Source organism: Leucobacter alluvii (assembly GCF_039530485.1).
GTDB lineage: Bacteria > Actinomycetota > Actinomycetes > Actinomycetales > Microbacteriaceae > Leucobacter > Leucobacter alluvii.
This window is the reverse complement of sequence record NZ_BAAAOP010000003.1, coordinates 196398-215038: the sequence shown is the minus strand read 5'-3', so window position 1 is coordinate 215038 and position 18641 is coordinate 196398. Positions and strand designations below refer to the sequence as shown.

At 66.7% G+C, this 18641-nt stretch carries 16 protein-coding genes; 3 read left to right on the top strand and 13 right to left on the bottom strand.

Annotated features, from left to right (window positions below; genetic code table 11):
- Positions 1-23: 23 nt before the first annotated feature.
- Positions 24-1478 carry an APC family permease gene (locus ABFX18_RS03025; RefSeq protein WP_346057338.1) on the top strand — a complete coding sequence of 485 codons (1455 nt, stop codon included), beginning with the start codon at positions 24-26 and terminating at the stop codon, positions 1476-1478.
- Positions 1479-1496: 18 nt separating this feature from the next.
- Here ABFX18_RS03025 and ABFX18_RS03020 read toward each other — a convergent pair whose 3' ends face one another.
- The 8 genes from ABFX18_RS03020 to ABFX18_RS02985 form a co-directional block, all read right to left on the bottom strand.
- Complete coding sequence (locus ABFX18_RS03020; RefSeq protein WP_346057337.1) at positions 1497-2429, bottom strand: signal peptidase I; 933 nt, start codon at positions 2427-2429, stop codon at positions 1497-1499.
- Positions 2430-2459: 30 nt separating this feature from the next.
- Positions 2460-3110, bottom strand: a complete 651-nt coding sequence (locus tag ABFX18_RS03015; protein ID WP_346057336.1) for a hypothetical protein — start codon at positions 3108-3110, stop codon at positions 2460-2462.
- A 22-nt stretch (positions 3111-3132) separates the two neighbouring features.
- Positions 3133-3411 (bottom strand): LPXTG cell wall anchor domain-containing protein, encoded by a 279-nt coding sequence (locus ABFX18_RS03010; protein WP_346057335.1) that lies wholly within the window; start codon positions 3409-3411, stop codon positions 3133-3135.
- A 353-nt stretch (positions 3412-3764) separates the two neighbouring features.
- On the bottom strand, positions 3765-4400 hold the full coding sequence (locus ABFX18_RS03005; protein WP_346057334.1) for a hypothetical protein: 636 nt from the start codon (positions 4398-4400) through the stop codon (positions 3765-3767).
- Positions 4397-4990 (bottom strand): hypothetical protein, encoded by a 594-nt coding sequence (locus tag ABFX18_RS03000; RefSeq protein ID WP_346057333.1) that lies wholly within the window; start codon positions 4988-4990, stop codon positions 4397-4399. The genes ABFX18_RS03005 and ABFX18_RS03000 overlap by 4 nt, the downstream gene beginning before the upstream one ends.
- A 60-nt stretch (positions 4991-5050) precedes the next feature.
- Positions 5051-5704: a hypothetical protein gene (locus ABFX18_RS02995; RefSeq protein WP_346057332.1), complete on the bottom strand. Its 654-nt coding sequence runs from the start codon at positions 5702-5704 to the stop codon at positions 5051-5053.
- A gap of 193 nt (positions 5705-5897) precedes the next feature.
- Positions 5898-7523 carry an RCC1 domain-containing protein gene (locus ABFX18_RS02990; protein ID WP_346057331.1) on the bottom strand — a complete coding sequence of 542 codons (1626 nt, stop codon included), beginning with the start codon at positions 7521-7523 and terminating at the stop codon, positions 5898-5900.
- Positions 7524-7913: 390 nt separating this feature from the next.
- Positions 7914-9857 (bottom strand): FAD-dependent monooxygenase, encoded by a 1944-nt coding sequence (locus ABFX18_RS02985; RefSeq protein WP_346057330.1) that lies wholly within the window; start codon positions 9855-9857, stop codon positions 7914-7916.
- A 143-nt stretch (positions 9858-10000) separates the two neighbouring features.
- On the opposite strand from ABFX18_RS02985, the gene ABFX18_RS02980 reads away from it, so the two are divergent.
- Both ABFX18_RS02980 and ABFX18_RS02975 read left to right on the top strand, forming a co-directional pair.
- On the top strand, positions 10001-10717 hold the full coding sequence (locus ABFX18_RS02980; RefSeq protein ID WP_090150084.1) for an IclR family transcriptional regulator: 717 nt from the start codon (positions 10001-10003) through the stop codon (positions 10715-10717).
- Between the two features lie 192 nt (positions 10718-10909).
- Positions 10910-12760, top strand: coding sequence for a thiamine pyrophosphate-binding protein (locus tag ABFX18_RS02975; RefSeq protein WP_346057329.1), 1851 nt, complete (start codon positions 10910-10912; stop codon positions 12758-12760).
- Positions 12761-12807: 47 nt separating this feature from the next.
- On the opposite strand, the gene ABFX18_RS02970 is transcribed toward ABFX18_RS02975, so the two are convergent.
- From ABFX18_RS02970 to ABFX18_RS02950, 5 genes are all read right to left on the bottom strand, one after another.
- Positions 12808-14481, bottom strand: a complete 1674-nt coding sequence (locus ABFX18_RS02970; RefSeq protein WP_346057328.1) for an amidohydrolase — start codon at positions 14479-14481, stop codon at positions 12808-12810.
- A 68-nt stretch (positions 14482-14549) separates the two neighbouring features.
- Positions 14550-15032, bottom strand: coding sequence for a DUF3237 domain-containing protein (locus tag ABFX18_RS02965; RefSeq protein WP_346057327.1), 483 nt, complete (start codon positions 15030-15032; stop codon positions 14550-14552).
- A complete protein-coding gene (locus ABFX18_RS02960; protein WP_346057326.1) occupies positions 15029-16804 on the bottom strand; it encodes an ABC transporter ATP-binding protein in 1776 nt (591 codons plus the stop codon). Before ABFX18_RS02960 ends, ABFX18_RS02965 begins: the two co-directional genes overlap by 4 nt.
- On the bottom strand, positions 16801-17664 hold the full coding sequence (locus ABFX18_RS02955; RefSeq protein WP_346057325.1) for an ABC transporter permease: 864 nt from the start codon (positions 17662-17664) through the stop codon (positions 16801-16803). Before ABFX18_RS02955 ends, ABFX18_RS02960 begins: the two co-directional genes overlap by 4 nt.
- Positions 17661-18620 carry an ABC transporter permease gene (locus tag ABFX18_RS02950; RefSeq protein WP_346057324.1) on the bottom strand — a complete coding sequence of 320 codons (960 nt, stop codon included), beginning with the start codon at positions 18618-18620 and terminating at the stop codon, positions 17661-17663. The genes ABFX18_RS02955 and ABFX18_RS02950 overlap by 4 nt, the downstream gene beginning before the upstream one ends.
- Positions 18621-18641: the final 21 nt, after the last annotated feature.

The following is an 18641-nucleotide window of genomic DNA, read 5'->3' as shown; positions in this document are numbered from 1 at the left end:
GACGCACACAATGGGGATGCATCATGGCGCAGTTGAACACTGAAGCCGTCGCAGCGATCGGCGACGCTCCGCGCGAGCACGGCACCGGACTCAAACGGGTCATCGGGCCGAAGCTGCTCCTGCTCCTCATCATCGGCGACATCATCGGCGCCGGCATCTTCGCCATCACCGGTCGCGTCGCGGGCCAGGTCGGCGGCGTCGCCTGGCTCCCGTTCCTTCTCGCCTTCGTGATCGCTACGCTGACCGCGTTCTCGTACCTCGAGCTCGTGACGAAGTATCCGCAGGCCGCCGGAGCCGCTCTGTACGCGCACAAGGCGTTCCGGGTGCACTTCGTCACCTTCATCATCGCCTTCGCCGTGGCCTCCTCCGGGATCACCAGCGCCGCGACGTCCGCCACCCTGGTCGGCAAGAACCTGCTCATCGGGCTCGGTCAGTTCTTCGAGAGTGTGCCGCAAGACGCGACTGCGACGATGTTCGCGGCGATCGCGATCATCCTCGTCCTCGCGCTCGTCAACCTGCGGGGCGTCGGCGAGAGTGTGAAGTTCAATCTCGTGCTCACGCTCGTGACAATCGCGATCATGGCGGTCATCATTCTCATCGGGATCATCGCGATCGCGCAGGGCAACGGCGACGTCTCCCGCCTCATCGTCTTCGAGACCCCCGAAGACCGCGGGGCCTTCGCAGCAGTGACGATGGCGACCGCGATCGCCTTCTTCGCCATGGTCGGCTTCGAGGATTCGGTGAACCTCGTCGAAGAGTGCAAGGATCCCCAGCGCGACTTCCCGCGAATCATGCTCACCGGGCTGGGCATCTGCGCCATTGTCTACATGCTCGTCGCGGTCACCGTCATCATGGTGATTCCGCCGGGCGATCTGCTCAACCCGAAGAACCCGGACGCCGGCATCCTTCTCGACGTGGTGCGCATCGGCGCGCCCGGCATCCCGGTCGACGCGATCTTTCCGTTCCTCACGGTGTTCGCCGTGGTCAACACCGCGCTCATCAACATGCTCATGGCGAGCCGTCTGCTCTACGGCATGGCCAAGCAGGATGTTCTGCCGAAGGCGCTCAGCAAGGTGCTGCCGAAGCGCCGCTCCCCCTGGGTCGCCATCGTCTTCAGCACGCTGCTCGCCGTCGGTCTGGTCGTCTACGTGAATCTGAATTCGGACGACGGCATCGTCGGCGCCCTCGGCGGCACCACGGGTCTCCTGCTGTTGTGCGTCTTCGCCGTCGTCAACATCGCGCTCCTGGTGCTGCGACGGGAACCGAGGATCGAGGGCGGCTTCCGCGCACCGACCGTGATCCCCATTCTCGGCGCAGCCCTCTCGCTTTTCCTCATCGGTCCCTGGGCGCGGAGCGTCGAGGACTGGATCCAGTACGAGATCGCGGGTCTCCTCCTCGCCATCGGCGTGGGGCTCTGGGCGGTGACGTGGGCGGTGACCTTCTTCAGGCGTTGGCGCGCTGTCGGCCGGGGCGCCTGATACGGAGACGCGACCGGGTCACACCGTGTACTTCTCGTCGTTCGGATCGTCGGGCGACGGCTTCGTCTGAGGTGCCCCCTCGGCGTCGCTGACGAACCGTCTGGCCGCGCCGAGCACGCTCACGGGCACCCAGAGCTCGCCGTCCACGACCGTGCCGACCGGCCGAGGCTCGGCGGTTGCAACGCCGGGCCCCATAGAGCGAGCGTCGCGCGGGGCGGGCACCACCATTCGCGGAGCGTACGCACCGGCCGCTTCGACGTAACCTGCGTGAAGCCCGTAGGCGGCGGCTGATGGGGCGTACGGCTGCTGGAGCCGGGCGGTCGCGGGGTCTCCGACGTGCAGCCCCTGGTACATCGGCGCGATGCTCTCCGCAGTGCCCTGCTGCGCGGCGGCGCGATCGGGGTGCGGGGCTTGCGGGGAGGCCTCATCGTTCGACTCCGCGCCCTCTTCAGTCTTACGATCCGGTCTGATGGAGTACAGCGACACCACGGCGAGCACCAGGATGACGCCGGCCACAACTCCGAACGGTGATTGCAAGTACTTCACGATGATTCCCACGAAGGGAAGCGTCAAGACGACACGTTCAGCGCTATCGACGGAGTAGGGCTTCGGGTCCTGATTCTCGTTGGCATCTCCCTTGAGCACCAGGTCGACGCCCGCTCCATCGTCATGAGGAGTCTTCTCCAGGATTCGGTGGGTGATGAACCCCTCGCCGTCTGGGCGAGACACGGTGACAATGTCCCCGATCCGCAGCTCCTCGGCTTGCTTCTGTTGAATGAGAATGAGCGAGCCGGTCGGGATGGCGGGTTCCATAGAACCCGACACCACGACCAGCGGCCGCAGCCCGAACATGATTCCGGCGAGCACCAGCAGGATGCAGAAGCCTCCGATGATCGATGCGATGGTGAGAACGCTCGATCGAACGACGTCCAAGGTTTTCTTCTGTCCCATGGTGCTCCCCCTCTGTTGGTGATCTACGAACTAGGTGCTTTGGCTGTCGAGTTGCAGCCCCAGGCTGAACGACGCCTTCGACATTTGCTTGAGCTCGGCATCGTCGTTCAAATGGATGAAGTAGGTCACGGTCGCGGAGGACTCCTCCGGCCCGTCCCAGGTATCGCCGTCCTTGAGCGCGGTGCCCCCGCGAGCTGCCAGCTGCACCGCGGTGTCCGGCAACTCGCTGCCGGGCACCACACCGGACGCCGGGTTAGCGGGATCACCGAACAGCACGACCTCGCTGCCGTCACCGCGAGTGGCGAGCGCCGACATGCGAAGGTGCTCAGAAAGCTCACCTGCGACTTCGGGGAACGGCGTGAGCGAGGCTTCGCCCGCTGCACTGTTGTTACCGACCTGCAGGATAACGCGCGCGGTGGAGCCCGGAACGAACGGCTCATCGCTGTCGAGGTCGAGTGCGATCCCGTTCAGGCCGAAGCTCCGAACGGAGCGATCCTGCTGAATGAGCACCGTGTCGTACTCGGACGACTTCACGCTGAAGGCCAGCTTCGCCTCCTCGGTGAACGCGGATGCCGTGTTGCGGAAGATCACGAGCCCTGCAACGAGCGTCAGGGCAAGGCTGACGGCGATGATGAAGAGCACGCGGGTACGCCCGTTGCTCGGCACTGCGAGTGGTCGCAAAGTGTGAATGTTCATAAGTTGATCAACTTTCAGCCGCGGTCGACTCGCGGCGGCGCGAAGAGAGAAACAGCAAGGCACCGAGGAGCACCGCCATTGCTGCAACCGCAGCGATCAGCAGAATCAGCGCACTGCCACCAGTGGTGGCCAAGTCCCCGGGTTCGAGCGGTGCAGGAGGACTCGCGGGCGCGGGCGCGGGTGCGGGCGCGTCGAACGCCGAGAGTTCCCAGGAGACGATCGCATCGGCGGTTCGGTACTCGTCGCCGGCTTCGTAGGGCAACAGCACCGAAGCGTTCACGGTCATCGGTGCATTCTGGGGAATCTCTCCGAGAGGGAACTCCGCACCAACGAGACCGCTCGCGTCGCCGCTGTAGAGCTGGACGCCTCCGAGAGTGACATCGATCTGCGCAGGGTGCGCGCCTTGAAACAGCGCACCTTCGGCTTCGGTGAAGCGAAGGGTCGGAGAGATGGTTCCCGAGGACGTGTTCCGAGCCGTGATGTCCCATTCCGTGGGATGTCCGGGGCCTGTGACTTGCACGACGACGCTGGAGGGCGTCTCTTGCGTGATGACATCCGCCGCTTGTGCGGGTGCAGCGGCTCCGATGAGCACCAGCGCCGCGAGAGCCAAGGCGCCGGCGAATTTGACGAGGGAGTACATCAGACCTCCACATTCATATCGAAGACCTTGCCGGTCGCGGTTTCTCCGACGAGCGTCGCGTTCAGGGCGAACTCCGAGTGATACGCCTCCGCCGGAGAATTCGAGCCCAACCAGATGCGGTACTCGATCGTGCTGGGAGCATCGGCTGCCTTGAGCACTCCGAGGTCAACGCCGCCGATCTCATCGATCTGATCCATGGTGAGCGGCACGCCATCGGGGTTCAACATCTCGTCGTTGACATAGATCCCGACTCTCAGGTGCTCTCGCACCCAGGCCGGCGTACCATCCGCGACGTCGGCCGTGACACGGACATTCGCATCAGCGCTGCCATCGAGGAGACCGGCCGTCAGCGAGAAGCCGCCCGTTGTTCGTGTGGGATAGGCCAGCGTGTCATTGGGGAGCGTCGTGAGGACCCCGGCGTCGGAGTCCGCATCCACCGTCACAACGATGTTCGGATCGTTCGGATCGTCGTAGATCTTGTCGGCGTCCGGTCCCTGGGCGACGGTAACCTCTCCGGAGAGCTCGCCAGAGGCCGAGAGCGACTGCAGGAAGGCTGCGGAGGTCGCACCGATGGTGCACAGGGCGATGACGCCGACGGCAGCGCCCCCGAATGCAAAGGTGTTCTTCATCTTCATCGTGAAACCCCGTTCATCGCGACCTGTACGCGGGAGGAAAGCTGCTGCAGTTCGTTCCCGGCGTCGCTGGGCATCGTGACCGTGAGCGCAACTGTCGTGTATTCACCCGGCGCGTATTCACCGAGTGAGAGCGGACCGAAGGCCGCAATGTCGGCACCCGGTACGGCGTCGAGCAACACCGTTCCCTCGTGCTCGACGGTGTACAGCAGCTGGTCGTACAGCGCTGAGTTCTCGGGCTCGGGATTGAGAACTGTCATATCGATATCGCCGGTGAGCTCCGGACTCGCGTTTCGCGCTGCCAAGACGAAGTCGCGCGAGGCGCCGGGGCCGAAGCCCGATTGCGCATCGGCATCGATATCGAAAGCTTCAGGGTTCGCATGTACCCAGTCGTTGTCCGTAGGTTGCCAGTCGGCGCCCAATGAGCCGGTGACTTCGACAACAAAGGAGTCCTCACCTGCGGCTTGGATCTGACTCGTTCCCCCAACCGTGAACACGTGCTGCGCCCCGGTCTCCACCGCGACAAGCGCGATGATGAGTGCTCCGAGTGCCGCGAGTGGCGGTGTCACCTTCTTCATGCGTTCTGTCACCATATTTCTACCTCTCTGGCGAAAATGTGCGGCGGGCATCGCGATGCCCGCCGCACATTGGTGTTAGTTGATGGACGAGCCCGAGAACTTCGCCTGCAGGTTCACGGTGCCGCCGTTTGCCGCATTGGTGTCGTCCTGGGTGGCGCCATCGAGGAGGTACACGCGCACGACTGCGACGGTGCCGGCCTCAGGAGCGAGATTGGCGAGATCAGCGCTCGCCGCATCGGCGGTGAGACCGGTTGCGACCCAGTCGGTGGGCGCGGTCCCTGCGTTGTCGGTCTGCGCGATATCGATGCGGAGAAGCGATGCGTACGCGTCGTTCTTCGCCTGGATAGCCGTGTCGGCGTTCGCAGGAGTGGTGTCCTCGATGTCGAGGGCGAGCGTCGACGAGAAGGACTTCGACGCGTTCTTCACCGGGAGGTTCACGGTGACCGCCTCGCCACCGGGCACGAGCGAATCCGCACCCGTGATCGGTGCAACGTCCTCGGCATCCGGGTTCGCCTCGACCCAGTTGACCACGGAATCGATCGTCGCCTCCTGGCCAGCCGACACCTGCAGGTTGTAGGCGTTCTCCTCGCCGCCGAAGCCGCCTGCGCCGCCGAGGTTCAGCAGGCCGAAGTCGGTGAACGCGGCGCTGGTCGCGAGGGCGCCGATGCCGAGCAGGGCACCCGCCGCGATAACGAGCCGCTTACGTCCCTTTTTCTTTTCAATAGCCATTGATCTTCCTTTCGTAACGTGTCGACGAGAAAATGCGCGGGTGACAGGTCGACGGGCTGTCAGTGCGATCGGTCAGCGCGCGAGCGTTGACCGAAGTTTGTGAAGTCGAGCGGCGCTTCGTTCAAGAGCGGGGAGGGCGGATTGCTGACGCCCTCCCCGGACGAAGCGTTGGCGAACCAACTCGAGAGGATGGTTAGTCGAGGATGGGCATGGTGCCCGTCGAGACGGACCTGACCGGGGCGCCGAACGGAGCCTGCAGCGTCGATTTGCGCTGGTCGTAGATTCCATACGCGCTGCCGGTCGTGCCGCAGAACACGTAGTTATTCGACACCATGGTTCCGCCGCCCCAGGCCCACATTGTTCCGAGGTCGGAACGGGCCCACGTGGTGCACTGATTGCTGCTCAGCCCAGTGATCGTTGCGTCCTGGGGAATGCCCGCGACGGGCCTTGGCAGTATCACGAAGTCATTCCCGGCGTTGCTCCCACAGTCGGCGCTGCCCACGGTGCGTTCTCCCACTGCCTGGCAGTAGTTGTTCCGGCCCCATCCGTACACTTTTCCGTCGTGCGTCAGTGCCGACACCGAGCCCACCTGGGGCGAGGTGAAGTTCACGTTGCTCAGTGCGAGGTTCGGCCGGAAGCGCGAGTTGAGATCGTTCTGATTGGTGCTTCCCTCACGACCGAGGAAGTAGTACCCGTACGTCTGATCGTTGGAGATCATCCACGTGTAGAGACTGCCGTTCTGCAGCAGCAGACGACCGGCGCGTGCCGAGTATCCGAACTGTCGCACCGGGCACTCGGTCGCGTCGACGATTGACTTCGCCGTCGGCGTCGCGCACTGCGCGAGCGGCTGCTGGGTCATGTGGGCGACGATCTCGGAGTACCGCTCGTTCCGCAGCGCTTCGGTCGTGAGCTCTGCCGGATCGTAGGTCTTGCCATCGGCGGTTCGGTACAGATCCGGGTACTGCTCGAAGAGCACGCGGTTCGCGCCCTCGTTCAATTGCGGGCATCGCTGGGACCACTGCTGCTGCGCGATTCCGTTCGAGGCGTCGTAGCCCCAGGTGTAGATGAGCCCGCTCGTCGAGACGCCACCTGAGCTGTTGTTCCCGCCCCAGATGGTGTGCCAGGTGACGTCGCCCCCGTGATTGGCCGGGTTGCGGTCGGCGCGGCAATCGCCCATTCCGTTCTGAACGGCCGTCGTGTTGGCGCGCGTCGGGAGCGCGGCACCGTTGCCTGAGTAGTAGGAGGCCGAGACCGGAAGGTTCTCGCCGCCGTAGCCCCACACCCACATCGTCCCGGTTTCGTCGAGCGCGTAGGTCTGATTCTCGCTGCGCTGCAGGTCGATGATCTTGGGGAGCGGAGTTCCTTCAGCGGTCGTCACGACCTGTCCGGGAGTGTACGAGGCCTGCAGAGAGATGTTGCCGCGCCCCATGAGCTCGATGCCTCGTGTGCCCCCGGGGTAGACCTGGCCCCAAGTCCACACCCTGCCCTCGGTGTCGATCGCGGAGTAACCGGTAGCGACGTTGTTCCAGTGGAAGTCGTTGGTGCTCCCGCCGGCATCGACGATCTTCACGCCGTCCGGGAATTCGACCTTGGTGGGATCGGCCGTGGGGGCAGTGTTTCCCGCGCCCGCTCCGTTTCCGCTCCGTCGGTCGCCGCCGAGAAACAGTTCACCGAAACGGTTGATGAAGAGCACGGAACCCGCCGACTGGTCGTTGTAGACCGGGGGCGTGGCGACCGTCGCCTCCGTTGCGAGTTCGGCGCGCGCATACGAGGTCGATTGGAAGCCCGCCGTCGTGGCTCCGATTGACAGCGTGGTCACGGCGAGAGCGGCCGTCGTAAGACCGACGAACGCCTTCCTCGAACTGACACGAAACTTGCGCACTTTGTCTCCCATTTCTCCCCTATGCATCGGAATGCAGATCCGGATGAACGGGCGCGAACTCTCACCGCGTTCCTGAGGCGATGTGCCTCGGCGAATTCCTCGATAAGGCTCGCACCGGGGAACCGCTGGCAGCGGGCTCCAAGAGGCTTTACGTGGTTCGAGAGTGCAGGAGCAGTAGACGACGCTGCAATTTGCGAAGCTACTTCCGAATAATGCGCATACAAGCGGGCAAGGTGCAGCCTTGATCATGCAGCAGCGCCCGTCGACCTGTACCAGACCGACGGGCGCTACTGCGAAGCGTGCGAGTTCGTTACCGAAGGCACGCGATCACTGTGAGATGCAGATGAACTTGCGCGGGGCTACCCCGTCGCGCTCGAGCAGGAAGGACGCCAGATGCGCATGCAACTCGCTCCGCGCCGTCAGCGGCAGGATCGCCGAGACGTACTGATCGGGTCGCACGACGACGAGGGCGCCATCGCGATTGATGCCGCGCGCGTCGAAGATGTCGTCGCTCGGATGCGCCGCGTAGATCTTCTCGTAGTCCGTCAGCCCGAATGGGCCGGATGCGGGCAGGAAGAGTCGCGAGACCCGAGCGATATCGACCTCGTGATGATGCTGCTGGAACACCGCTTTCACGTCGAACACGGAGTCGAGATCGCCCCCCTGCGGCGTGAAACGGGCAAGCGGTGACTCTGCAGACTCGAGCATCCACTGCGCCCACGCATCGAGGCGCGAACCGTCCGCATCCGCGAACGCGTAGATGCGAAAGCGACCGTCGGCACGGTGGTGGTGGCCGAGGTGCACGTCGACGGCGTCCGCCACGCGAGTCGTGAGCACCGACTTGAAACGCTTGCCGAGCGTGAAGCCGCTCGCCAGCTCCTGATGCTCATCTGAACCGGTCAGAACGGAATCGGTGTACTGCGTCATGAATCCGGCCGGGAACTCGGCCGTCTGCACGTAGAACTCGGCGACCTCATCGGGAGAGGCGAACTCCTCGGGCTTTTTCGCCATGAGCGTCGACCACTGATGATCGAAGTCGATGAGGTTCTTCGAGGTCACCCACCGCTCGTCGGAATAGGTCTTCAGCAGCGTCTCCGGGCTGCGGCTCTCGAGCACATAGCCCAGCTTCCAGCCCAGATTCCAGCCGTCCTGCATCGAGACGTTCATCCCCTGACCAGCCTTGGCGCTGTGCGTATGGCAGGCGTCACCCATCAAGAAGACGCGACCCTTTCCGTCGGGCGATGACGCGGCGTCGTCGAAGCGATCCGTGAGCCGGTGCGCCACCTCGTAGACGCTGTGCCAGGGCACGTCGCGCACGTCGAGCGTGTACGGGTGCAGAATCGCGTTCGCCCGAGCGATGACGTCTTCGAGCGACGTGCCGCGCACCTGGCCGGCATCGTGCTCATCGGTCTCACCGAGGTCGACGTAGATGCGCGCCAGGTGGTTGCCTTCACGCGGGATGTGGAGAATGCTGCCGGCTGCCGAATGGATGATGCACTTCTTACGGAAGTCAGGGAAGTCGGTCACGGCGAGCACGTCCATGACGCCCCAGGCGTGCAGTGATGACGTGCCGGCGAGCGAACCGCCGATCGAGCGCCGCACCGAGGAACGCGCGCCGTCCGCCCCGACGACGTACTTGGCTCGCACGACGACGGTCTCCCCCTCGTCGTCACCCGACTTCGCGGCGTTGATCCCGGCGCCGGAGAAGCCGGAGATCTTGCGCAGCGTCACGGTGACCGGGTACTCCCCTTCGCCCGTCACTTCAAGATCGACGAACTCGTAGCCGTAATCGATGTCACCGCGAGCAGGAGCGCGCCGTGCGTACTCCGCGAAGTAGTCGATGACGCGCGCCTGATTGACGATGAGGTGGGGAAACTCGCTGATGCCCTTCGGATCATCGGGCGTGATGGAACTGCGCACGATGTTCGCCGGATTTTCGGGGTCGGGGCTCCAGAAGTCGGTCTCGGTGATCTGGTACGCCTCTTCGGTGATCTGCCGAGCGAAGCCGAACGCTTGGAAGGTTTCCACGCTGCGGGCCTGGATTCCATCGGCCTGCCCGAGCACGAGTCGCCCGTCGCGGCGCTCCACAACGCGGGTCACCACGTTCGGGAACTGTGCCAGTTGCGCTGCGGTGACGATACCGGCCGGCCCCGATCCCACGATCAGTACGTCGATCTCCTCGGGCAGGTCGACGGGACGGTCGATGCCGACACCTGCCGCTGGAAGGATGCGCGGATCGGTCGAGACGTACCCGTGGTGATGGAACTGCACTGTTTCTCCTCACTCGCCGCAGCCAGCGCCGCGGTACATGTTCACTAAGTGAACACTCAGTCTGAATACTGCACACACAGAATATGTGCGTCTCCGCTCAGGCGCAATACGTGACCGCCGGGGAATCCGACAGAATAGGAGTCATGACCTCCGCGAGCGAAGCTGGAACGACCGCCGGCTCCCAGACATTGTCGCGCGGCCTGCGCGCGCTCGAACTGCTCGCCGAGGCGGAATCCCCGATGTCGATCGCCGACCTCGCCGCAGGTCTCGAGGTGCACCGCTCGAATGCCTACCGGATCCTGCGCACCCTCGAGCAGCACCGCTTCGTGGCGCGCGACGAGGCCGGCCTGATCCGCCTCGGCCCGAAACTCACCGTGCTCGCCCGCGGCGTGGCCCCGGCGCTGCACACCGCCGCCATGCCGGTGATCACCGAGCTCGCCTACGAGCTCGGCATGACCACGTTCGTCACGGTGCTCGACGCGGACGAGGTGGTGACCCTCGTGACCGCCGAACCGTCGAACGTCGCCGCCACCATCGCCCGAAACCCGGGTGTGCGGCATCCGCTGCATCGCGGCGCCCCCGGCCACGCCATCGAATCGTCGCTCACCCGCGCTGAGCGGAAAGCGTACCTCGGCGACCCCGAGATGAGCCGAGCCGGCAGCGAAGCGCGACGCAAGGGGTACGCGCTCAGTCGAGCCGAAGTCATCGACGATGTGACCGGCATCGCGGTGCCGCTGCGCATCGCCGGCGAGCCGCCGGCAGCGATCGCAGTCGTGCATTTCAAAGTGCCCGAGACGATCGGCGAGGTGGTCGACGCGCTGCAGGAGGCGGCAGAGCGCATCGCGCAGAGCTACCGGTGATCTGGTAGCCGCGCCTCTCCGCTATCGACACCGCGGCGCCGCTCACTAAGATAGAGGGGTCCAGCTCGGTCGGGGTTCTTCCGGCCCTGCCGGGGAAGGCGCTCGAAAAAGGGGCGCTGCTGCCGGAGCGATGCCGCCCGGCGAGACATACACGGTTCCCTGTATTTCGAGTACTCTCCCGAAGGACCTGTGATGTCTGATACCATCCTCGTGCGCGCGCTCGCGAACGCACTCGCCCCCCATTCCCGACTCATGTTCGGCCTGATGGGCAACGGCAATGCCCATCTGATCGAGCATCTCGGCGACCTCGGCCTGAAGTACGTCGCCGTGCGCCACGAAGCGGGCACCGTCGCTGCCGCCGATGCCTACACGCGCGTCAGCGGCGAGCTCGCCATCGCCACGACCACGTACGGGGCCGGTTTCACCAACGCGCTCACGGCCCTCGCCGAAGCGGCCCAGGCGCGCACCCCCATGCTCGTCGTCGTCGGCGACGCCCCGAGCACCGGCCCTCGACCGTGGGACGTGGATCAGGAGATGCTGGCGGCGGCCCTCGGTATCCGCACGCACACGCTGTCAGTCACGAACATCTCGCGCACGGTCGAACGCGCTGCGGCCTATGCGCTGCGCGTTCGGCGCCCCGTCGTGCTGGCGATTCCCTACGACCTCGTGAACGCGGAGATCGTCGGGGCGGGCAGGTCGCAGACCGAGGCCGCGTCGACGGGGGCAGTTGCGGCGACGGGGATCGACCTCGCCGACCCCGCCGTGCTGGCCGCCCTCTCTGCGTCGGTCTCGGGCGTCGAGCCCACCGCAGAGTCGGCGGATCACGGTGGCGGCGGATCCTCTATGGCCTCCTCATCGATCTCCGCCCCGCACGCCCGCCCAGCGGACCACCAGATCGAGGCCGCCGTCGTCGCCCTCCTCGAAGCCGAGCGCCCCCTCGTCATCGCGGGCCACGGCGCGCATGTGTCAGGAGCATCGGCGGAGCTCGGCCGTATCGCCTCAGCGCTCGGAGCACTGACCTCCTCAACCGCGCTCGGCCGCGGGATCTTCGCCGACGCCGAGTTCGACCTCGGTGTGACCGGCGGATTCGGTCAGCACCGCGCCATGGCGCTCGTCGAGACGGCAGACGTCGTACTCGTCGTCGGAGCGAGCCTGAACCAGTTCACCATGCGGTTCGGCGATCTGTTCGGCGCCGGCACCACCGTGATCCGCGTCGATGCAGAGCAGGTCGCCCCTCCGAAGACGAATCGCCCCATCTCGCATCAGCTGCTGCAGGGCGATGCTCGCGACGTTCTGGACCGGTTGCGCGCGGGAATCGCGGCGGTGCGCGACGTGTCGGGAAGCCCGGCGGGCGGATGGCGCACGACGGTCGCGGGGCTCGAACCGGGAGGCGCACTGCGCGAGCGCAGCACCGGCGTCGCCGACGGGGTGTGTGCCGATGGCAGGCTCGATCCTCGCGCCGTCGCCGCACGCATCGGCGCACTGCTGCCGGCCGAGCGTCACGTGACCACCGACGGCGGCCATTTTCTCGGCTGGGCGAACATGTACTGGCCGGTCGCCTCGCCCGAGCGGATGATCATGGTCGGCACCGCTTATCAGACCATCGGCCTCGGCTTCTCGACGGTGGCGGGCGTCGCTGCGGCGGTTCCGGGCACGACGACGGTGCTCAGCACCGGCGACGGCGGCGGGCTCATGGCCCTCGCCGACCTCGAGACCGCGATTCGCACCGCGTCCAGCTGCGTCATCGTGGTGTGGAACGACGGCGCGTACGGCGCGGAGGTGCATCTCTACGGCGAGCTCGGCCTCGATCAGGAGCCGATGCTGATCCCCGACGTGGACTTCGCGGGGGTCGCCTCCGCGCTCGGCGCGACGGGGGTACGGGTGCGCACGCTGGCCGACATCGACGCTCTGCGCACGTGGACCGAAGCGGGCGCCTATGGAACGATCCTGCTCGACTGCCGCGTCTCACGCAGCGTCGTCGCCGAGTATCAGCGGGAGATTCAGCGCGTGAACGGCATCGACGTTCCGGCTGAGACCGAATAGGTCGGACGCCACACGCACGGGGGCCGCCCGCGGCCCCCGTGCGTGGACTACGGCGCGAGCTCGAAGACGACCTCGCCGGCTACCACCGTGAGCGCGGTGCGGGTCGCGATCACAGCCTCCGTCGGCCCGGTGAACGGATCGCCCGTCGCCACGGCGATGTCGGCGCGCTCGCCCACACAGATGCGTCCGGGAACGTCGAGCACCAGGGATGCGGAACCGCTCGTGTAGGCCGCGAGGCTCTCCGCAAGGGTCAGGGCCTGAGCCGCATCGAGCACCTCCGGGCTCCCGTCGGTCGCAGCAGCGGCATCGGGCGCGGCCGGGAGCGACCGGTTGACCGCGACGTGCATCGCGAGCCAGGGATCCGGGGGCGACACCGGCCAGTCGGAACCCATCGCCAGATCCGCTCCGCCATCAGCGAGGGAGCGGAACGGGTACCCGCGGCGCATGCGCTCCTCGCCGATCATCGGCACCACGTACGGGTCGGGTGCGGCCCAGAGCGCCTGCATGTTCGCGGTCAGCCCGAGCGGGCCGAAGCGGTTCGCATCGTCGGGGTGGATCATCGACAGGTGCGCGACGTGGTGCCTCGGCCCGCTCCCGTTCGCGGCGCGCGCCACTTCCACCGCGTCGAGCGCCACCCGAATGCCGCGGTCTCCCATGATGTGCAGGTGCAGTGCGAATCCCGCGGCGTCGAGCTGCTGCACGAACGCGCGCACCGCCGCTTCACTGAAGTGCAGCTCGCCCACGCCGCCGTCGCCCGCGCCATCGCCGTGGGAGCAGTACGGTTCGAGCAGTGCCGCGGTGCCTCCGTGGGGCACGCCGTCGATCATGGCCTTCGCCGTCGACGTCGCGAAGCCGGCCGCGGCGTTCTCGGCGCGCAGGCGCACGAAGCGCTCGACCAGGGTGGGCACATCCGCCTCCTCGAGTCCGGGCGCGATCCAGAGGGCACCCGAAACGCGACTCGGCAGCGAGCCGTCTCCGATCACGCGCAGGTACGCCGCGGTGCAATCGGCTTTGCCGTTGTACTCCCCGAGAATCGCCTCGTGCCAGCCGGTGATGCCGAGCGACCACAGGTACTGCTGCGCGTTGAGCAGGCCAGCAGCGATCTCGTCGTTCGTGGCCGACGGGATGACGCGCCCGACGAGCTCGGCAGCGGTCTCGTTCAGGTACCCCGTCGGCGCACCGTCGGCGTCGACCACGATGCGACCGTTGGGCGGCTGCGGCGTCTCGCGCGTCACTCCGGCGAGCTCGAGCGCCCGCGAGTTCACCCACAGCGTGTGATGGCCGGCATCGGAGAGGGCGACGGGGCGATCGGAGACGATCGCATCGAGCATCTGACGCGTGGGCTCTGGAAACAGCTCGTGACTCCACCCGCCACCGGTGATCCAGGCATGAGGATCGGCCCCGGCTGCATCGGCCGCGTCGACTGCCTCGCGGATGAGCGCGAAGGTCTCGTCGGCAGTGCGTGCACTGGTCAAGTCGCAACTCAGCCGCTCGACACCGGCGAAGACGGCGTGGACGTGCGCGTCAACGAACCCCGGAGTGATCAGGCCGCCTCGCGCGTCCACGATGCGGGTGCCGGGTCCGCGCAGCGCGAGCACGCGAGCGTCGTCGCCCACGGCTACGACGCGGTCGCCTCGCACCGCGACGGCGGTGTGGCCGGTTCGCACTCGGCCGTCGAAGACGCGCCCCGATACGATGCACAGGTCTGCGAAGTCGGTCATGTCATCTCGTCTCTGTTGTGCACGCTGCGGAGCGTCGCGTGCGAATCTTGATCAGTCGTCGAACGGTGCTAGATCAGTCGGAACACGCGAATCACCACGTGCCCGGGCTCCGGCCGGGCATAGCCCACGAACTGCGACGAGGTGAGCCACTCCAGCACGGGGTGCTCCGTCTGAAACACGAAGGCGGTGCGGTAGTAGAGCGCCCGCTCATCGAGCTCCTCGCCGGCTTCGAGTCGTGCGCTGCCGGCCTCGTCCGTGCGCCAGGTGCCGCGGTTGACCACGTCGATGGCAGCCGTCGTGCCGTCATCGAGCTCGGCCTCGATGACGTACCTCGCGTCGAGGCGCACCGTGAGCCCGTGCCCCGTCCACCAGTCACCGCCGCCCGCGAGAATGCGGCCCCGTAGCCGCGGCCCCGCGAAGGTGCCTCCCGAGATCGGCGCGAAGTGCAGACCTTCTCCGGGCGCCGAGCCGCCGATCGGGAAGGCGTCGTCGACGGCGACGCGCAGTTCGAAGCAGAACTCGAAGTCGGGGGTGAGAAGTGCGGAGGTCATGAGCGGCCTTTCGAATCGAAGCGCGCGTCGGTCGACGCGGTTGCGGCGATCGGTCCGGTCATCGTCGGGATCGCCGAGGTGCGTCCGAGCCTACGACGCCGTGGGATCCACCCCTCCCGCGGGATCGAGTCGAGCAGCAGCCGCGTGTACTCGGCACGGGGCGCGTCGAGCAGTTCCGACGTCGGCCCCGCCTCCTCCACCCGACCAGAGCGCATCACCACAACGCCATCGCAGAGCCGGCGAATCACCGTGAGGTCGTGCGTGATCATGAGGAGCGCGACGCCGGTCTCCCGGCGAATCGCATCGAGCAGGGTGAGAATCTCCACCTGCGTGGTGACATCGAGCGCGGAGACCGCCTCGTCGAGCACGAGGATCTCGGGCTCCGCGGCGAGCGCGCGCGCAATCGCGACCCGTTGCCGTTGGCCACCCGAGAGCGCACGTGGTCTGACATCGAGCAGCGCCGTGTCGAGTCTTGCCTGGCCCGCGAGCTCCCCAATGCGTGCGTCGACGACCGCTTGTGGTGCTCGCTTCTGATGCACGCGGATCGCCTCGGTGAGGCACTGCCGCACGGTCTGCCGTCGATCGAGCGACTGATACGGATCCTGGAACACCATTTGCACCGTTTTCGCTCTCACGCGTCTCGCTGCACCGCCCCGTGCTGGTCGGCTCCAATCGTCGCCACCCACCATCACCGACCCCGCGTCTGCGCGTTCGAGCCCGCAAATGATGCGCGCGGTCGTCGACTTGCCCGATCCCGATTCTCCGACGATGCCCAGGCATCCTCCCGGAGCGAGTTCGAAGGCGACATCTTCGACGGCCACGAACGTCTCCCGGCCTCCGCCCGAGGCGCTGCGCACCTGGAACGTCTTGCGCAGCCCGGCTACCGACAGGATCGGGGCCGCGAGCTCCGCGGCTGCATGTAGCTTCAGCTCCGGCTCCGGCTCCAGCTCCGGCTCCGGCTCCGGCGAGTCGCCTGCCGGCTGGAGCGAGGCGGTCGTGCCGTCGCCGAGCGCGGCCGACATGAGCACCCGCGTGTACTCCTCCCGCGCATCGCGGCGCATGGTCGCGGCGTTGAGCGTCTCGACGGTGCGCCCCTGCTGCATGACCGCGACGCGATCGCATACGGCGCCCGCAAGCGCAAGGTCGTGCGTGATGAAGAGGAGCGACAGCTGCCGCTCGCGGCGCAGGTCGCCGATCAGCGCCATGACCTCCTCCTGCGTCGTGACGTCGAGCGCGGTGGTGATCTCGTCGGCGAGCAGAATCTCGGGGTCCATCGCCAGCGTTGCGGCGATCATCACGCGCTGCAGCAGTCCGCCCGAGAGTTCGGCCGGGAACTGCTTGAGCCGTCGCGCGGCGTGGGTGATGCCGACCTCGTCGAGCAGTTCCTGCGCGCGCCGAGTCGCCGCTTCCGGGCGCACGCCGTCGACGGCGACCTGGGCTTCGGTGAGGAAGTCGCCGATGGTGCGCAGCGGGTTGAGGTGGGCGCGGGGCGTCTGGAAGATCATGCCGACGCGCCTCGCCCGCAGGTCTCGAAGCACGGCCGGCGGAGTCGCGGAGATGTCTTGGCCCAGGACACGGATCGTTCCGCCAGTGGTGAAATGCCCCGGAAGCAGGCCTGCGACGGCCCGCACCGACAGCGTCTTCCCCGATCCGGATTCGCCGACGAGTCCGACGGCCTCGCCTGCGCTGATGGTCAGCGTGCAGTCGTGCACGAGCGTGCGGTCGGGGGTGGCGATGGAGAGCCCATCGAGTTCGAGTACGGGAGCGGTCATCGTTCTTTCTCCTCTGCCCAGGTGGTGATGCGCGCGCCGATGACGCTGACGGAGAGCACAGTGACGACGACGAACAGCGCCGGGTAGAGCGCCTGCTCGGGCGCGCCAGCCAGGATGCCGGCCTGGCCGCCTGCGATCATGGAGCCCCAATCGGCGGCGGGCGGCTGCTCGCCGAGCCCGAGGAACGAGATCGCTGCGAGATCGAGCATCGCGTATCCGAATCCGACGGCCACCTGGGCGGCAATCACCGGGATCAACGCCGGCACGAGGTGCCGGAAGCAGATGGCTGGTCCCGACACTCCTTGCACCCGCAGCGCGGCGATATAGGGTTTGCCGAGTTCGCGAGATGCCGCGGTCTGCGTGAGCCGCGCCACGACCGGCACGTACGCGATCGACAGCGCGATCACGGGAGCCAGCACGCCCTTGCCGAACATCGCCACGGCGAGCACGGCGAGCACCAGCCCGGGGATCGCAAAGATCACGTCGACGATGCGCGCGATCGCACCGCGCAGCACTCCCCCGAACCAGGCGGCCGCGATGGCGAGGGCCGAGCCGAGCACCGTCGACAGCACCACGACCGCAATCGGTGCGATGACGCTCGTACGGGCCCCGGCGAGCACGCGCGACAGGATGTCGCGGCCGACGTCGTCGGTGCCGAACGGGTGTGCGAGCGAACCGATGCCGTTGACGTCGCCGGTGTAGAGTTCGGCGGGATCGTAGGGCGCGATCCACGGACCTGCCAGCGCGGCAAGCGCGACCAGGCCGAAGACGACGAGCGCGCTTCTGAAGAGCCAGTCCTTGCGCGCGACCCGAGTGATGGCTTGCGGGGACTTGCCCCCCGCGAGTTGTGCGACGCTCATGCTGCCCTCCCGGCATTGATGCTGTCGGGGTCGATGAGTGCGCTCACAACGTCAGCAACGGCGTTGAGTACGACGAAGATCGTTACGAGCAGCAGTGAGACCACCTGCACGACGGGGAGATCCTTGCGAGCGGCGGCCTCAGTCAACAATGAACCGATGCCGCCGAGGCCGAACGCCTGCTCGGCGATCGCGGCGGCGGCGAAGAGCCCGGCGACCGTGGTGCCCGAGATGGCGAGAATCTGCGGCGCCGCGTTGCGGAACACATGGACGCGGAAAATGCGGCCACGCGGGATGCCCCGCACACGGGCCGTCTCGACGTGCTCCGAGTGCAGTTGTGCGACCAGCGAACTGCGCGTCACCCGACTGATGTACGCGATGAAGAGCACCGCGAGCGAGCAGGCGGGCAGGGTCAGATGCCAGAGGCGATCCCAGCCCCCCGATCCTTCGCCGTAGACGGGGAACCACCCGAGTGTCTTCGCGAAGATCCAGATGAGCAGGATCGCGACGACGAAGGTGGGCAGCGCCATGCCCAGGGCGGTGAGCAGACCGACCGCTCGATCGACCCGGGGGCCGCGGGTCGCGGCGAGGATGCCCGACCCGACGCCCGCGATGAGAATGATGGCGACGGTGAGCAGTACGAGTTGCAGGGTCACGCCGAAGCGCGGAGCCACCAGATTGAGCACGTCGGTCTTGTAGACGAAGGATCGCCCGAAGTCGCCCGAGAAGACCCCGCCGAGCCATTGCAGGTAGCGCGACCAGATCGGATCGTCGAGGTGGTACTCGGCGCGGATCTGGACGATGAGTTCCGGGGTGGGCTTCGCGCCGCCGGCGAGCGCGGCGATCGGGTCGCCAGGAGTCAGGAGCAGCGCGGCGTAGATCACAACGCTCGCCAGGAAGAGCGTCAGCAGGAGACCGCCGAGCCTCCCCAGGAGGGTGCGTATGAGAAGAGAGTTCACGTTGTCATTCCGTTCCGCGCT

Excerpts from the sequence above, each read along its gene's own strand:
- ABFX18_RS03025 (WP_346057338.1), top strand. The coding sequence starts at position 24 with ATGGCGCAGTTGAACACTGAAGCCGTCGCAGCGATCGGCGACGCTCCG.
- ABFX18_RS03020 (WP_346057337.1), bottom strand. The coding sequence starts at position 2,429 with ATGGGACAGAAGAAAACCTTGGACGTCGTTCGATCGAGCGTTCTCACC.
- ABFX18_RS03010 (WP_346057335.1), bottom strand. The coding sequence starts at position 3,411 with ATGACCGTGAACGCTTCGGTGCTGTTGCCCTACGAAGCCGGCGACGAG.
- ABFX18_RS03005 (WP_346057334.1), bottom strand. The coding sequence starts at position 4,400 with ATGAAGATGAAGAACACCTTTGCATTCGGGGGCGCTGCCGTCGGCGTC.
- ABFX18_RS03000 (WP_346057333.1), bottom strand. The coding sequence starts at position 4,990 with ATGGTGACAGAACGCATGAAGAAGGTGACACCGCCACTCGCGGCACTC.
- ABFX18_RS02995 (WP_346057332.1), bottom strand. The coding sequence starts at position 5,704 with ATGGCTATTGAAAAGAAAAAGGGACGTAAGCGGCTCGTTATCGCGGCG.
- ABFX18_RS02980 (WP_090150084.1), top strand. The coding sequence starts at position 10,001 with ATGACCTCCGCGAGCGAAGCTGGAACGACCGCCGGCTCCCAGACATTG.
- ABFX18_RS02975 (WP_346057329.1), top strand. The coding sequence starts at position 10,910 with ATGTCTGATACCATCCTCGTGCGCGCGCTCGCGAACGCACTCGCCCCC.
- ABFX18_RS02970 (WP_346057328.1), bottom strand. The coding sequence starts at position 14,481 with ATGACCGACTTCGCAGACCTGTGCATCGTATCGGGGCGCGTCTTCGAC.
- ABFX18_RS02965 (WP_346057327.1), bottom strand. The coding sequence starts at position 15,032 with ATGACCTCCGCACTTCTCACCCCCGACTTCGAGTTCTGCTTCGAACTG.
- ABFX18_RS02960 (WP_346057326.1), bottom strand. The coding sequence starts at position 16,804 with ATGACCGCTCCCGTACTCGAACTCGATGGGCTCTCCATCGCCACCCCC.
- ABFX18_RS02955 (WP_346057325.1), bottom strand. The coding sequence starts at position 17,664 with ATGAGCGTCGCACAACTCGCGGGGGGCAAGTCCCCGCAAGCCATCACT.